The following is a 14048-nucleotide window of genomic DNA, read 5'->3' as shown; positions in this document are numbered from 1 at the left end:
GCCAAATGCGACTTCTCGGCGCGTCGGCAGTTGACGACCTGCGTCCGCATCGTGCGGGCGCTTACTAAGGAGAACCGAAATGGTCCCCAAACTACTCACGGGGCTCGCAGCAAGTGCGCTCGTCGTTGCGCCTGTCGCAGCCTCAGCCGCACCTGCCGCTAACGCCGCATCCAAGCTGTCTGTCTCGAAGTCGGTGCGCGCAAGCACGCCAACCTCGAAGAAAGATCGCGCTGCGGGCAATAGCGTCATCCCGATCCTGATCGGCGCTGGCGTCGTTGCAGGCGTGGCTTACCTGATCATCGACAACGAAAACGACGACGACTCCGACAGCAATTAAAGAGAGGCCGAGGGGGCGCTTCCCCCTCGGCTGATCCGAACCGTGATCAATTGCGCGGTGCGCGAGCAACAATAGCCTGTGCGGCCTTCAGACGCGCCTTCCACGTCTTTACCGATGGGTGCCCCGCAGAGAGATCGGCTAGCCGACCTTCGATCTGAGTGACCTCACGCCGGGCGGCGTCGAGCTCGGCGACAGTTGGGGGAGGTTGAATGTTGGCGCGTGCTCGCGCGCCGGTGCGGCCGTTCGTCTTGTTCATTATAGTCAATGTGCCCGCGACCGTACCGCCGGGTCAACTGCGGCGCGCCTGATGTACGCCGTCTTCGCCCTTCGCGAGTGGTAGCGGAGGAGGGACTTGAACCCCCGACCCCAGGATTATGATTCCCGTGCTCTAACCAGCTGAGCTACTCCGCCGCGCCTTCGTGAAGGGGCAAGCACCGCTCGCGAGGCGCGGGCTATAGCAGGGGTTCGTAAGCGGTCAACCCGCGAACATGTGGCGCGACAGCGGCTCCCATGGCCCGCCGCGATACCACCAGGCTGCAAGCCCAGCGATCGCGAGCGGGCGGGCTTGGAAGCTCGACGCTAGGTCGGCCAGCAGCGATTTTGCTACCTTCGGCTCCACCTTGTTTTGCACTGTTACATGAGCGCGCCAGCCGGCTTGGTCTTGCGGCGTCAGGAGTCCGGCGAACGCCTCGGCAAGGTGCGCGCGAATGGCTGCGAGGCCCGGACTGTCAATCCGATAGGCGACGCCGCGGCCGAGCGAGTATGGCGCTACCAGCCGCGCCTCGGGCGCCGGCACGCCGCGGGTTTCCTGCGTCAGGCGGTGTTTCACTTCATCCGCCGTACTCGGGGGCAGATGGTGGAACATCGTCAGGTGCGCGTCGAGATGGTTGCGCTCGGGCGGAAAATGCGCGCGGCGCAACTCGTCGAAGTAGGCCTGGTCAGCCTTCCCCAGCAGCGCCGTGACGATGATAGGCGCGGGGGCAGAACTCCGGAACTCGGTCAAATCTCGATCTGGCTGCCGAGTTCGACGACGCGGTTGGTCGGGAGGCGGAAGAATTCCATCGCGCTTTCGGCGTTGCGCAGCATCCACGCGAACAGCTTCTCGCGCCAGAGCGCCATGCCGGGGCGCTCCGAGGCCAGCAGCGTCTGACGCGACAGGAAGAAGCTGGTGTCCATCATGCGGAATTCGCCATCGCACTGGTGGAAGGACTTCAGCGCCGCCGGGATGTCGGGCGATTCCATGAAGCCGTAGCGCAGGATCACGCGGTGGAACCCCTCCCCGAGATTTTCATGCATGAACCGGTCGGCCTCCGGGTAATACGGCATGTCAGTGACCTTCACGGTCAGCAGGATCACGCGTTCGTGCAACACGCGGTTGTGCTTGAGGTTGTGGAGCAGCGCATGCGGCACGCCGTCCGGCGTCGACGTCATGAACACTGCTGTGCCGCCAACGCGGGTCGCGCTGTTCGCTGCTGAGCCGATGAACACCTTGATCGGCATGGCGCCCTCGCGCATCCGCTGGAGCATCAGCTTTCGCCCTGTCGCCCAGGTGGTGAGCAGCACGAAGACGACCAGCGCCACCAGCAGCGGGAACCAGCCGCCATCGGGCACCTTGGTGAGGTTCGATGCGAAATACATGCCGTCGATGAACAGGAAGAGCGCGACGAACGGAACGACATACCACATGGGCCACTGCCACACGCGGCGGATGAGCACCGCGACCATGCAGGTCGAGATGAACATCGTGCCGGTCACCGCGATGCCATACGCTGCCGCGAGGTTCGACGACTCACGAAAGCCCATGATCAGCAGCAGCACCATCGTCAGCAGCGCCCAGTTGACAGACGGAATGTAGATCTGACCCGCGGCAGAGGCGCTGGTGTGATCGATCCGCAGCCGCGGCATCAGCCCGAGCTGGACCGCTTGCTGCACCACCGAATAGGCTCCGGTAATCACCGCCTGGCTGGCGATGATGGTCGCCATCGTGGCGAGAATGACGAGCGGCAGGCGCAGGGCCTCGGGCGCCATCAGGAAGAACGGGTTCTGCGCGGTCGTCGGGTCGCCGAGCATCATCGCGCCCTGGCCCAGATAGTTGAGCATCAACGCCGGGAAGACGAACCACAGCCACGCGTAAGCGATCGGCTTCCGGCCGAAATGCCCCATGTCGGCGTAGAGGGCTTCCGCCCCCGTCACCGCAAGCACGACCGAGCCAAGCGCAAGGAAGGCGAGCATGCCGTCGGTCGCTGCAAACTGTACAGCCCAGCGCGGATCGATCGCGAGGAGAATCTGCGGCTGCGCGACGATGTGGATGATTCCAAGCACCGTCAGGGTGATGAAATAGACCGCCATAATCGGCCCAAACAATCTGCCGACCTTCGCCGTCCCGACCGACTGCATGTAAAACAGCCCGATCATGATCGCGACCGCAATCGGGACGACGAAGCTCTCGAACCGTGCTTCGACCGTCGCGAGACCCTCGACCGCCGAAAGGACTGAGATCGCCGGCGTGATCATGCAATCGCCGAAGAACAGCGCCGAGGCGAGCACGCCAAGGATGACGAGGCTCGGGCCCCATCGCTTGCCCGCTCCGCTCCGGCGCTGGATCAGCGCGAGCAGCGCGAGGCTGCCGCCCTCGCCATTATTGTCGGCGCGCAGGATCACCATGACGTATTTGAACGTCACGATTAGAACGAGCGACCAGAATACGAGGCTGACCACGCCGAAAATGTGCAGCTGGTCCACCGCCAACGGATGATGGCCGACGAAGACCTCTTTCATCGCATAGAGCGGGCTGGTGCCGATATCGCCGTACACGACACCGATGGCGCCGAGTGCGAGCTTGCCTAGGCCATCGTTCTGATGACCGTGCTCGTGAGGCACGCCTGCGGCGGTGGGGATGTTCACCGGCTCGTCGCTGGACACTGGGTCACGGGAAGAAAAAGCCACCATTATCCTGTCGAAGCCTCGGCGCGCCTAGCACTCGCTCATACGTGCGGCAAACGGAACGTTTCACGAACATAAGGGTTGGTTGCTACGAAAGGAATTCACAATGTCTGACGACACCACACCCAATCCAAAGAGTGAGCCCTTTTCGAACGCAGAGAAGGATACCGATGACTGGACGACCGGTGACGAGCCGATGACCGGGGCACAGGCGAGCTACCTAAAGACGCTGAGTGAGGAAGCCGGCGAGCCGTTCGAGGAGACGCTAAACAAGGCAGATGCGTCGAAGCGGATCGATGCGCTGCAGGAGAAGACAGGGCGAGGGAAGTAGCGGCAATCTCAGCCGCACTTACTGGCCTGTCCGTCGCTCCATGGCGATGAACTGGTCGAGCCGGCGTAGTTGCTTGGCGATGTTGCGCTTGTAGCTGGCCCGCTCGGGCGACAGCGCGACCGCTCTGCTCCACAGCCTTCGTGCGGTCGGCAAGTCGCCGGCCCGCACGAAGGCCAGCCCGGCATAATATGGCGGAGCGGGATGCAACGGTGCAAGTTGCATAGCACGCTGAAAGGCGAGCTTCGCGGCTGTCGACATCTCGTCATTGTCGAGCAGGGCGAGGTTGGTGCCAAGCTGCGACCACAGGATGAAGCTTTGCGGTATCGCGCGAATTCCGCCGATCGCGACCCTCGCAGCGGCGCGAGGACTGCCTGACCGCAACATTGCATCTGACGCAATGAGATACGCGGTATCTGCATTGAAGCGGCCGATCATCTGCTCGCGGAGCGCAATCGCTGCGGGATCGATTGCTACAGCCACTTGGATTGGTGTTGCCTGGGCTGCGGATAACCCGGGCTGCCCCTGCCATGCATAGCCGGCGGCGCCGAGAAAAAGCGCGGCACCGGCAGTTGTCCATAGCAACCGCGGAAGACGCAGCAATACCAAGCCGCCGAACGCCAACGCCCCGATGGCTGCAAGGACGATGTAGCCGATCACAAGTTCGAGACGTCCGGCTTTGGCATCGCGCCCGCTCGCCTCATGGGCACAAGCAAGAGCGTCATCTTACCCACACCTTGCGCGGTCAGCCTCGCCCGATCAGCCGTCGTGCTATCCGGTCCGCGACTTCGGACGTCGGATCGCCGGTGGCGTCGCTTTCGTCCCAAACCTGCGTCAGTCGCTCTGGAATGCGCGCGATGCGCGCCTTTACGTCGGCCTCGTCACCGTGACCGAGATATTCGAGCCCAACGTTGATGATCCCGCCAGCGTTGATGACATAATCTGGCGCATAGAGAATACCGCGGTCGTGGACGCGCCGGCCATCGTCCCGGGTGGCGAGCTGGTTGTTCGCGCCACCTGCGACCACTTTCGCCTTCAGCGCTGCGATCGACGCTTCGGTCAGCACGGCACCAAGCGCGTTCGGGCTTACCAAATCGACATCAGCGGCGAGGATCGCCTCAGTGGGCACCGTCGTAGCGCCAACCTCAGCAGCCAGCGCGGATGCACGGGGCTGGTCAACGTCGGCCAGAGTCAGCACGGCACCGTCCGCCGCAAGCAGCTTCGCAAGCCCGCCGCCGACCGAGCCAACGCCCTGGATCGCGACGCGCACGCCCTTCATGTCGGTTGCGCCAAGGCCGCGCTGCGCCGCCGCCTTTACGCCGAGATAGACGCCGAGCGCCGTGTATGGACCGGGATCGCCACCGGCCGCGCCGCTCGCGACCGGGAGCCCGGATACGTAGCGAGTCTCTTCCGCGATCACCTTCATGCGCGCTTCGGACATGCCGACATCCTCGGCGGTCACGTAGCGGCCACCGAGCGATTCAACAGCGCGACCGAAAGCGCGGAGCTGCGCTTCGCTGATTGTGGCGCCAGACGCATCCGCAAGCACGACACCCTTGCCGCCGCCCAGATCCAACCCGGCCATCGCATTCTTGAAGCTCATGCCGCGCGAGAGGCGCAGCGCATCGGTAATCGCGCTGGTGTGATCAGCGTAATGCCAGAAGCGTACCCCGCCCGCGGCAGGGCCGAGCTTCGTGGAGTGTACCGCGATTACGGCGCGCAGGCCCGACACCGGATCGGTGAAGAGGTGGACGCCCTCATGGTCGTCAAAATCGGGAAAGCCCCACGCGGTCATAACATGTTCCGGGGAAAGGATGGGGCGACCGACGGGACTTGAACCCGCAACATCCGGCATCACAAGCCGACGCTCTAACCAATTGAACTACGATCGCCGCAAGAGAGCGCGCCCCTACGGCGGGGGTGCCAAGGCGTCAAGGTCGCGGGCCGATAATTCGCGTTCGGGTAGGGTTAGAACCGGCCCTCGATCGCTAGTTGCATCCCGGCTCCCGTTGCGACGAAGCCAGCCGCTTGCAACCGAGCGGTGCCGGCAGGATCGCTCGGTTGGAGCGTGAGTTCCGCGCGATAGCGGCCGTCGGGCCATAGGCGGATCGTGCTCCCCTCGCCCCCCGCGGCGCTCGTCAGCGGCAGCAGCAGTGCCCCACCGTCGCATCGCGCATTGCCGGTGAGCGAGGCGGGAACGGCCAGGCCACCGATCTCTCCGGCCATGGTGGCGCGCACGCGACCCTCGGCTTGCTCGCACACGTCGCCGCGGAAGCGGACGCTCACGTCCTCGAGATCGAGCATCGTGACCGGCACAGGGCGGAAAGCCGTGCCGACCGGGAGCGAGGCGGTAACGTCATCGAGCCCGAAGCTGTAGCGCGAAACCCCGATCGCGCCCGATAGCCGCGGAGCAGGCGCCGCCGCTGTTCCATCGAGATCGACACGGGCGCGGCCAACAAGCAATTGCAGTGGCGAGACCCCCGCGGAAAGATCGCCGAGCGCGATCTGCCCGAAGCGCGCCTCGCGCAGGCCGCCGGCCCAGATGCTGCCGGTCACCTCTCGCGCCGTCATCCCCTGTTCGGCAAGACCGAACCAGCCGAGCGCCAACCGCAACGGGAGGAAGACGATTAGTGCGCCGACGAGGAACGCGAGAAAGAGCGCGCCTGGCCCGGTGGCAAGTCGAATCCGCCTCATGCCTCTCGTCCCTTTAGCGTCAGCGTGGCGGCGACGGTGCCATCGCCGTTGCCGTTGATCGTCGAAGCATCGACGAGCAGGCCTTCGGCTTCCAATCCGGCGATCCAGCCGAGCAAAGCGCCGGGCTTCGCCGTGGCGATCGTGATCCGGATGCGGTCGCCGTCGGGTTCGAGGCTAGCGAGTGCGAACCCGGCTTCGTCGGCGCGTGCGCGTACCAAATCCGCGATCGCTCCTTCGGGCGCGCGCGGTCGACCGCGCTGGATCGCCTTCACTGCGGCCACTTGCCTCTGCACTTCTCCGAGTTGCACCACCGCCGTGGCGTGGCGCTCACGGGTAGATTCGAGCCCGTCGCGTACCGGGCGGATGACCGCGGCCCAGATCAACGTTAGCGCGAACAGCGCCACCATGATCAAGAGCAGGCGCTTCTCGCGCAGCGACCGTCCCTGATACCAGATCATCACGGGGGTCATGGCAATGTCACCGTGATATCGCCGCGCAAGCGCTGGCCGTTCGCCTCGAAGGTGCTGGTTGTTACCGCGAAGCCGTCTTCACGCAATCGCGCAACCAGTTGATTTGCCTGCGCTTCACCCTCGGCAGAGATCGTGGCGCGCAGGTCGCCATTGGGTTCGAATGCGATGCTGACGACCTCCGTGCCCGAGGTGCCGCGCACCGCCTCGGCAAGCGCCGCTGTGGTGGCGCTGAAGCCAGCACCGGGGCCACGCAGGCGTGACAGCCGCTCCGTGAGCAGGCGGTCGGGGTCGCCCTGCGCGGCACCGCGCGGCAATCCTTCGCGGGCAATCGCCTCGGTTCGCGCCTCGGCTGCGTCGGCGGCAAAGGAATATTTGGCGATCCGCACCAGATCAATCGTCAGCGTCGTCAGCAAGATCAGCGCGCCGAGCATCGCAAGGCGGCGGAGGAGCGCCCAATCGATTGCGCGTCGCCTTCGCTTCGCGAATGCCCCCTGCCGCAGGTTGAGCACTGGGCGGGCTGCGGCGACGGCGATCGCTGCCTCGACCGCGTCACGCCCTAGCGTCTCCGGAGCGGTATCGCCCGTGACCAGTTCGGTTAGCCGTGCCTCGTCGGCGAAGCCGCTGGTGGCGCCGCGCACCACCGACTGACCACCGAAATCAGCCCGGACATAGCCGGATTCGGGACGCGGGAGCAGCAATGGGGCGGGCAGGACGGCGGCCGGATCGATGCCGATGCGGGCGAGCGACTCGAGCCATTCGCGCATCCGTGCGCTTGCCACGACGCCGATCGGGCGTTCGTCCTGCGCTTCGTCGCCAACCGCGACGTGGAGTCCATCGACCGGGGCAGCGCTTGCCTCGCTGACGAGAATGCGTGCTGCTGCAGTGGCTTGCGCCGGCGAACGATCGGGCAAGGTGGCCCAGTGCAGCGTCACGGCGTCGGCCGGGGCGACGGCGATCACCTCGCCGGCGTCGGCATCGGGCACGCCCTCGCCGCGCGCCACCACGGCCTCGTCAACGATGCGCAGCCAGCGCCAATCGTCATCGGCGTGTGCGGGGAGGAAGAGCAATGTGGTCATGTCGCCTCGCCCCATTGCCGCGAGACGAGCTGCGCGGGAAGCGTCGATGCGTCAATCAGCGCACGTTCCTCGACATCGCTGCCCGCAACATTGACGGTGATCCGTAGATCGAACCATTTCGTCGTGATTCCAGTCTGTTGCTCGGCGGCGGGATCGGCGGTGACGCCGGATGCGGCGAAGATCTTCCAGAAATCCTGCGTGTCGGAGAACCCGCCCGGTGGCCGGCGCAACAGCCCCGCTGCGGCCTGCCCGATGCCGAGCGTATCGGGCAGCAGCATCGCCACCAGCGGCGCCTGCTCGGGGGTTAAGGTATTGATATTGATGCTTGATCGGGCCGCACGGGGCAGCGTGCAGAGCCAGGGGCGAAGCTTCTGATAGGCCTCGGCGGTGACGCCGGTGACGGCACGTAACTCGCTGGAATCGACCATCAGGGTGCCGGCGGTGCGATAGGGCGTGGCGAGACCAGTGTAGGCACTGTCCTCCGCGCCGGTGCCGAGCGCCTGATCGTCGCTGTCGATCCAGTCCGCCGCGGCGGCCGCAATAGCTTCACCGCCGGGAACGTTGAGCAGCCGGGCAAGCCGCGCAAATTGCACGACGGTGGTTGGATCGGCGACATACATCCCGTCAAGATCGGTTACCAGGCTATTGAGATTGAAGCAATTTCCGCCGTCGCTGACGCGCGCGGTGGCGATGCCGTTGGGGAGCGGGATAGTGTACGGCCGGTTGCTCCAGCCGCCGTCGAGCGTCACGCGGCTGGGGCTTTGACGGAGCAGATCGGTGACGCGGCCGGTCGCCAGCGCCTCGGCGGCGTATGCAAGGCCGCGGGCTTGATCGAGCGCGACGGCGTTGGCGGTGAGGCGAGTCGATAGCCGCAATCGCTCGAGCGCAGTCGCCGCCATGACGGCGATGACGGCGACCAGGATGAGCACGGTGAGCAGCGCCGCGCCGCGCTCGGCCGGGTTAGTTCCGGGGTTTTTCGGGGCGTATTCTACCGGAGCGACTCTCGTGCGCCGCTTCGGGCGGGGCTCAAGTGGCATTTTCTGGGGCCTTCGGCACCGGACGTGCGCCACTTCCAACAATGAACAACTGGCGAAACGAAAGTCCGTCCTTTCGTTCGAAAACGAGCTCGAGCGCTTGCGGCAGCGGCGCGTCTGCGGCGCCGCTCCAGGTGTCGCTCCACGCGCCGACGATGCGGTAGCGCAGCTTTGCCGCGCGGATGCCGGACAGGGCGGCGGCGGGGGGGAGCGGGGCGGCGCCGTCGACCATCGGCCAGGCGATTCGTTCGAGCGTGTCGCCGGCGAGGCGGTAGCTGACCTTCTGGAGCGTCGAGCGCGGCTGGCCATCGATGTTGCTCCAGCCGGCGCGCACGAAGGTGACGCTGGCGGCATCGCCGGCGAAGGCGGGGAGGAGCGTGCCACGCTCGTCGCGCGCGGGGCGGTTGACGGCTTGCGCGAGATCGGCGGCGAGCAGCGATGACTGGCGGGCAAGCGCGCCGACATCGTCGAGCCGCGCAGTCGTCGCGGCCTGCGCGCGGACACTAAACGCGAGCAAGGCGACGCCGGCCGAGGCGATCATGCCGAAGATCATCAGCGCGACCATTACCTCGACGAGGGTGAAGCCGGCGTCCCCTGCCGTTCGGGTCGAGCGACGTCGAGACACTTTATCGGGCGTGGTGCTCGTGGCCTGTCGCTCGACTTCGCTCGGGACGAACGGGGGAATGATCACGACACGATCACTTCGGGCTGCGGCGGGCGGATCATCGTCAGGCGGCCGAGCGCGCGGCCGGCGGGATCGGCGACCGCGACGTCGATGCGCAGGATGCGGGCGTCGCCGGTCGGGCGCACGTCGCGAGTCCAGCGCCAGGCGCGGCCGCCGTTTTGCTCCACCCCGCCCGAGCGGCCCAGCGCGGGGGCGCGGGCCGCGGTCACCGCCTCGATCGCGACGTTGCGGGCGACCATCTGCGCGATGATCGTGTCGCCGAGCAACGCGGTGGAACGGATCGTCGCGCCTTCGAGGCGGATCAGGGCGAGCGCGGCGAGGCTGAACACCGCGAGCGCGACCATGATTTCTACAAGAGTGAAGCCGTGTTCGGCGGAACGCATCGACGGGGCCGTGAAGCCGTATTCGGCGGAAAGCCTACACTGGGGCACGAAGCCGCGCTGGCTGGCTTTAGCCATCGACCTGCGCGCTCCCATCGGCGCCGATCGTGACGGTGATGCGGGTGCGATCGCGGCGCAGCGGGACGGTGAGCACGCGATCGGCCATGCCGGTCGAATCGAACGTGACGCGGGCGCGCTCGCCGATGATCGCCTGCGTGCCCTCGCCCCATTGCGACACGCGCAGCGGCTTTTCGGCGAGTGCGATCCACTGGCCGGCGCGGCGCTCGTCGAAGCCATAGCCGGCTGGGGTGACCCAGACGCTGACGGGGCGGCCGTTGATGACCGCGGCGTCATGCGCGGCACGGACGCGGACGGCGAAGCGCGCGCCTTCGTCGACAAGGCGGCCGCGCGGATCGGGCATCGCGAGGACGGCGGCGGCGGAGGCGAGGCCGATGACGGTGATGACGATCATCAGTTCGACGAGGGTGAAGCCGTTTGCGGCGTTATGGTTGGGGGTTTTGGAAGGACATTCGTTCCCGCCCGCCGTCATCCCCGCGTAGGCGGGGATCCATATACGCTGACGGCCGCGTTGGAGTCGCGACGGCCGGACATATGGATTCCCGCCTGCGCGGGAATGACGGCGTGGCATTTTACTGCCAGGAGCCAAGGTCGGCATTGATCCCCTCGCCGCCTTCCTGGCCGTCGGCGCCGTTGGTCCAAATATCGGCGGCGCCGTGCTTGCCGGGCGAAGCGTAAAGGTAGGCGTTGCCCCACGGATCTTCGGGCAGGCGCTTGATGTAGCCGCCGGGCTGGTAGGCGGCGGGGTTGGCGAGGCCGGCGGGCGCGGTGGTGAGCGCGGCGAGGCCCTGCGCGGTCGTCGGGTAATTGTTCTGCTGCAGGCGGTACATTTCGAGCGCCTGTTCGATCGTGGCGATATCGGCCTTCGCCTTCTGCACCCGTGCGGTATCGCCCGACGGGATGACGTTGAGCGCGACGATCGTGGCCAGTAGCCCGATGATCACGATCACGACCATCAGCTCGACGAGCGTGAAGCCGTTCTTCTTACGACGCTTTTTCAATTCGGTACGCATGACATCTCTCATTGGCCGGCCAGCGTATTCAGCTGGAGGATCGGGAGCAGGATCGATAGCACGATCGCCGCGACGACGCCGCCCATCACGACGATGATCGCAGGTTCGAGCAGCGACATGGCGGTGGCGGTGAAGCGATCGAACTCGCGCTCGAGATAATCGGCAGCGCGTTCGAGCATCTCGTCGAGCCGACCGGCGGCCTCGCCCGAGGCGGCGAGATAGGTGAGCAAGGGCGGGAAGACGCCCGCGCGGCGCATTGCGGCGGAAAGGCTGCCGCCGCCGCGGATCGATTCGGTGATCTCGTCCGACGCGAGCTTCAAGCGACGGTTGTTGATCGTGCTGCCGGTGAGCGCGAGGCCTTCGAGAAGCGGGAGGCGGCTTGCGACCATCGTCGCGAGCGTGCGCGCCATGCGCGCGGCGTGGAGATCGCGCAGCAGGCGGCCGAGCAGCGGGATTCGCAGCAGCCACGTATCGAAGGCAAGCCGGATCGGCGGTTGGCGAAGCGCCATGATGAAGCCGCCGATCGCGGCGGCGAACACCAGCAGCATCAGCCACCAATAGCCGACGAGGATGTCCGAAATGACGATCACGACGCGGGTGAGCAGCGGCAGCTCCTGCCCCATCGTATCAAATTGTTCGACCACCTGCGGCACGACGAACACCATCAGCGCCGTTACCACACCCATCGCGACGAGCGCGAGAATGATGGGATATGCGAGCGCCGTCAGCAGCTTGCCGCGGATTTCTGCCTGGCGTTCGAGGAGCGTCGAGAGGCGCTCGAGGATCGAGGGGAGCGTGCCCGAGCTTTCGCCCGCGGCGACCATCGCGCGGTAAAGCGGCGGGAAGCTCTTGGGCTCGCGCGCCATCGCATCGGCGAGGCGGCGGCCTTCGACGACGCCGGAATGGACCGTCTGGACGACGTCACGGACCTTTTCCTGCTCGGTCTGGCGGGTGATCGTGCGAAGCGATTCCTCGAGCGGGGCGACGAGCGAGAGCGTGGCGAGCTGGCGGGTGAAGAGCGTGAGCTGCTTGCCCGACATCTTGGGCTGGCCGAGCTTGAGGCCGAACAGCGGGCGGCCGCGCGCCGCGGGGGCGCTGCCGGGCTCGATGCGAACGACGTAGAGGCGGCGGCGGTCGAGCGCTGCCTTCGCCGCATCGATATCGGGCGCGGCGACGTGGCCGCGGGCTTCCTGGCCGCGGGTGTCGATGGCGAGATAGTCGTAGTCAGGCATAGCCGGGGGACCGCCAATCCTCCCCGAGCTTGCTCGGGGAGGGGGACCAGCGAAGCTGGTGGAGGGGCTGGCAATCCTCCCCGGAACGGGGAGGGGGACCGCCGGCGTAGCCGGTGGTGGAGGGGCTGGCGTGCTGTGCAGGTGCAGCGCGCGCCAGCCCCTCCACCAGCCTTCGGCTGGTCCCCCTCCCCGTTCTGGGGAGGATTAGTTTGGGGAGGGTTTGGACACCCTCACGCATCGACGGGTTCCGAATCGCGGCGGGAGACGCGGACGGCTTCCTCCGCCGTCGTGCCGCCTTGTTCGACCATGCGGCGGGCGGCGCTGGCGAGGGTTTCCCCCTTCGCGAAGGCGTGGGCGGCGATCGCGCCTTCGTCGGCGCCGTCGTTGATCAGGCGACGGACGGTTTCGTCGATGCGGATCGCTTCGAAAATGCCGATGCGGCCCTTGAAGCCGGTCTGGTTGCAATCGGGGCAGCCGGCGGCTTCGTACACCATCGAGTCGCGCGGGATGCCGAGCAGTGGCGCGACCGTCTCGCCGGCGGGGACGGCGTGGCGGCAGGTGGGGCAGAGGCGGCGGACGAGGCGCTGCGCAATGACCGCACGGAGCGTCGAGGCGAGCAGGAAGGATTCGACCTTCATGTCGCGCATGCGCGTGATCGCGCCGATCGCGTCGTTGGTGTGGACGGTCGAGAGCACGAGGTGGCCCGTCAGCGACGCCTGCACCGCGATGTCGGCGGTTTCGCGGTCGCGGATTTCGCCGACCATCACGACATCGGGATCTTGGCGCAGGATCGCGCGCAGGCCGGCGGCGAAGGTGAGGCCGACCTTGGAATTGACCTGCATCTGGCCGACGCCGTCGACGGCGTACTCAACCGGATCCTCGACCGTCAGGATATTGCGGCTACCATCGTTGAGCATGCGCAGCGCGGCGTAGAGCGTGGTCGTTTTTCCGCTGCCGGTGGGGCCCGTGACGAGGACGATGCCGTTGGGCTCGTGGATCGCCGAATCGAGCATCGCGTGCATCGGGCGTTCCATGCCGAGCGCGTTCAAGTCGATCCCGGCATTGTCCTTGTCGAGGATACGCAGCACGACGCGCTCGCCGGCGCGGTTGGGGAGCGTCGAGACGCGCACGTCGAGGAGCTTGCCGCCGAGCGTGAGGCCCATGCGGCCGTCCTGCGGCACGCGGCGCTCGGCGATGTCGAGCCGCGCCATCACCTTGATCCGGCTGACGACGACCGGAGCGACGTGCGGTGGCATCCGCAGCGTCTCGCGCAGCACGCCATCGATCCGCATGCGGACGACGAGGCCGCTTTCGTACGGCTCGATATGGATATCCGACACGCCATTGCGCGCGGCATCGGCGATGACGCCGTTGATCAGGCGGATCGCGGGGGCATCGTCGGCGGTGTCGAGCAGATCCTCGGCGGTGGGGATGCCGTCGGCGAGCAGATCGAGCTCGTCGCCCATGCCGACCGCGGCGAGCGCGGTGGCCTGTCCGGTCATCGCGTAATTGTCGCCGAGCAAGCGATCGAACGCCGCGGGCTCGAGGATGGTGACGTCGAACGGGCGGCCGAGGACGCGGCGGACTTCGATCAGCGCGCGCGGGTCGGCGCCTTCGCGCAGCGCGACCGCCTCACCGTGGATGGTTACGCCGAACTTGCGGGCGAAGGCGTAGGGGAGTGCGACGAGGGCAAGCCCCTCCCCTTCAGGGGAGGGGTTGGGGTGGGGCCTGTCAACAAGCACGTCGCTCTCGGTGAGACTGAGCGGCCCCACCCCCAG

The 14048-nt window shown here is 66.6% G+C and carries 16 protein-coding genes and 2 tRNA genes; 2 read left to right on the top strand and 16 right to left on the bottom strand.

From position 1 onward, the window contains the following. Positions 1 to 79 precede the first annotated feature (79 nt). The gene (locus tag LLW23_RS16060; protein ID WP_228946494.1) at positions 80 to 337 is read left to right on the top strand and encodes a hypothetical protein; all 258 of its coding nucleotides are present in this window, start codon (positions 80 to 82) and stop codon (positions 335 to 337) included. Positions 338 to 671: 334 nt separating this feature from the next. Here LLW23_RS16060 and LLW23_RS16055 read toward each other — a convergent pair. From LLW23_RS16055 to LLW23_RS16045, 3 genes are all read right to left on the bottom strand, one after another. Then, positions 672 to 748, bottom strand: a tRNA-Met gene (locus LLW23_RS16055). Positions 749 to 812: 64 nt separating this feature from the next. After that, the gene (locus LLW23_RS16050) at positions 813 to 1340 is read right to left on the bottom strand and encodes a 2'-5' RNA ligase family protein (RefSeq protein ID WP_228946493.1); all 528 of its coding nucleotides are present in this window, start codon (positions 1338 to 1340) and stop codon (positions 813 to 815) included. Continuing rightward, positions 1337 to 3259 carry a potassium transporter Kup gene (locus LLW23_RS16045; RefSeq protein ID WP_408641980.1) on the bottom strand — a complete coding sequence of 641 codons (1923 nt, stop codon included), beginning with the start codon at positions 3257 to 3259 and terminating at the stop codon, positions 1337 to 1339. Before LLW23_RS16045 ends, LLW23_RS16050 begins: the two co-directional genes overlap by 4 nt. 127 nt (positions 3260 to 3386) lie before the next feature. Between LLW23_RS16045 and LLW23_RS16040 the strand changes: the two genes are divergently transcribed. Continuing rightward, positions 3387 to 3611 (top strand): DUF3072 domain-containing protein, encoded by a 225-nt coding sequence (locus LLW23_RS16040; protein WP_228946491.1) that lies wholly within the window; start codon positions 3387 to 3389, stop codon positions 3609 to 3611. An 18-nt stretch (positions 3612 to 3629) separates the two neighbouring features. On the opposite strand, the gene LLW23_RS16035 is transcribed toward LLW23_RS16040, so the two are convergent. From LLW23_RS16035 to LLW23_RS15975, 13 genes are all read right to left on the bottom strand, one after another. Beyond that, positions 3630 to 4268: a tetratricopeptide repeat protein gene (locus LLW23_RS16035; RefSeq protein ID WP_228946490.1), complete on the bottom strand. Its 639-nt coding sequence runs from the start codon at positions 4266 to 4268 to the stop codon at positions 3630 to 3632. An 85-nt stretch (positions 4269 to 4353) separates the two neighbouring features. Continuing rightward, positions 4354 to 5403 (bottom strand): Leu/Phe/Val dehydrogenase, encoded by a 1050-nt coding sequence (locus tag LLW23_RS16030; protein ID WP_228946489.1) that lies wholly within the window; start codon positions 5401 to 5403, stop codon positions 4354 to 4356. A gap of 20 nt (positions 5404 to 5423) precedes the next feature. Then, positions 5424 to 5500: transfer RNA gene (locus LLW23_RS16025), tRNA-His, on the bottom strand. 76 nt (positions 5501 to 5576) lie between these two features. After that, a complete protein-coding gene (locus LLW23_RS16020; protein WP_228946488.1) occupies positions 5577 to 6302 on the bottom strand; it encodes a type II secretion system protein N in 726 nt (241 codons plus the stop codon). Continuing rightward, positions 6299 to 6772, bottom strand: a complete 474-nt coding sequence (gene gspM, locus LLW23_RS16015; RefSeq protein WP_228946487.1) for a type II secretion system protein GspM — start codon at positions 6770 to 6772, stop codon at positions 6299 to 6301. Before gspM ends, LLW23_RS16020 begins: the two co-directional genes overlap by 4 nt. Next, positions 6769 to 7848 carry a type II secretion system protein GspL gene (gene gspL / locus LLW23_RS16010; protein WP_228946486.1) on the bottom strand — a complete coding sequence of 360 codons (1080 nt, stop codon included), beginning with the start codon at positions 7846 to 7848 and terminating at the stop codon, positions 6769 to 6771. Before gspL ends, gspM begins: the two co-directional genes overlap by 4 nt. Continuing rightward, positions 7845 to 8885: a type II secretion system minor pseudopilin GspK gene (gene gspK, locus LLW23_RS16005; protein ID WP_228946485.1), complete on the bottom strand. Its 1041-nt coding sequence runs from the start codon at positions 8883 to 8885 to the stop codon at positions 7845 to 7847. Before gspK ends, gspL begins: the two co-directional genes overlap by 4 nt. After that, positions 8875 to 9573 carry a type II secretion system minor pseudopilin GspJ gene (gspJ, locus tag LLW23_RS16000; protein WP_228946484.1) on the bottom strand — a complete coding sequence of 233 codons (699 nt, stop codon included), beginning with the start codon at positions 9571 to 9573 and terminating at the stop codon, positions 8875 to 8877. The genes gspK and gspJ overlap by 11 nt, the downstream gene beginning before the upstream one ends. Beyond that, positions 9570 to 9950: a type II secretion system minor pseudopilin GspI gene (gene gspI, locus LLW23_RS15995; RefSeq protein ID WP_228948610.1), complete on the bottom strand. Its 381-nt coding sequence runs from the start codon at positions 9948 to 9950 to the stop codon at positions 9570 to 9572. Before gspI ends, gspJ begins: the two co-directional genes overlap by 4 nt. A 67-nt stretch (positions 9951 to 10017) precedes the next feature. Continuing rightward, entirely contained in the window at positions 10018 to 10419 is a 402-nt protein-coding gene (locus tag LLW23_RS15990; protein ID WP_228946483.1) for a GspH/FimT family pseudopilin, read from the bottom strand. A gap of 178 nt (positions 10420 to 10597) precedes the next feature. Then, a complete protein-coding gene (gene gspG / locus LLW23_RS15985; protein WP_228946482.1) occupies positions 10598 to 11038 on the bottom strand; it encodes a type II secretion system major pseudopilin GspG in 441 nt (146 codons plus the stop codon). 8 nt (positions 11039 to 11046) lie between these two features. Continuing rightward, positions 11047 to 12270 carry a type II secretion system inner membrane protein GspF gene (gene gspF, locus LLW23_RS15980; RefSeq protein ID WP_228946481.1) on the bottom strand — a complete coding sequence of 408 codons (1224 nt, stop codon included), beginning with the start codon at positions 12268 to 12270 and terminating at the stop codon, positions 11047 to 11049. A 230-nt stretch (positions 12271 to 12500) separates the two neighbouring features. Then, positions 12501 to 14012, bottom strand: a complete 1512-nt coding sequence (locus LLW23_RS15975) for a GspE/PulE family protein (protein ID WP_228948609.1) — start codon at positions 14010 to 14012, stop codon at positions 12501 to 12503. Positions 14013 to 14048 lie beyond the last annotated feature (36 nt).

The sequence above is a fragment of the Sphingomonas radiodurans genome (assembly GCF_020866845.1).
GTDB lineage: Bacteria > Pseudomonadota > Alphaproteobacteria > Sphingomonadales > Sphingomonadaceae > Sphingomonas > Sphingomonas radiodurans.
Note: the sequence above shows the minus strand (reverse complement) of the source record. Positions and strands in the feature narration are given on the sequence as shown.

Excerpts from the sequence above, each read along its gene's own strand:
- LLW23_RS16030 (WP_228946489.1), bottom strand. The coding sequence starts at position 5,403 with ATGACCGCGTGGGGCTTTCCCGATTTTGACGACCATGAGGGCGTCCAC.
- gspI (WP_228948610.1), bottom strand. The coding sequence starts at position 9,950 with ATGCGTTCCGCCGAACACGGCTTCACTCTTGTAGAAATCATGGTCGCG.
- LLW23_RS15990 (WP_228946483.1), bottom strand. The coding sequence starts at position 10,419 with ATGATCGTCATCACCGTCATCGGCCTCGCCTCCGCCGCCGCCGTCCTC.
- gspM (WP_228946487.1), bottom strand. The coding sequence starts at position 6,772 with ATGACCCCCGTGATGATCTGGTATCAGGGACGGTCGCTGCGCGAGAAG.
- LLW23_RS16060 (WP_228946494.1), top strand. The coding sequence starts at position 80 with ATGGTCCCCAAACTACTCACGGGGCTCGCAGCAAGTGCGCTCGTCGTT.
- gspF (WP_228946481.1), bottom strand. The coding sequence starts at position 12,270 with ATGCCTGACTACGACTATCTCGCCATCGACACCCGCGGCCAGGAAGCC.
- gspG (WP_228946482.1), bottom strand. The coding sequence starts at position 11,038 with ATGCGTACCGAATTGAAAAAGCGTCGTAAGAAGAACGGCTTCACGCTC.
- gspL (WP_228946486.1), bottom strand. The coding sequence starts at position 7,848 with ATGACCACATTGCTCTTCCTCCCCGCACACGCCGATGACGATTGGCGC.
- LLW23_RS16020 (WP_228946488.1), bottom strand. The coding sequence starts at position 6,302 with ATGAGGCGGATTCGACTTGCCACCGGGCCAGGCGCGCTCTTTCTCGCG.
- gspK (WP_228946485.1), bottom strand. The coding sequence starts at position 8,885 with ATGCCACTTGAGCCCCGCCCGAAGCGGCGCACGAGAGTCGCTCCGGTA.
- LLW23_RS16040 (WP_228946491.1), top strand. The coding sequence starts at position 3,387 with ATGTCTGACGACACCACACCCAATCCAAAGAGTGAGCCCTTTTCGAAC.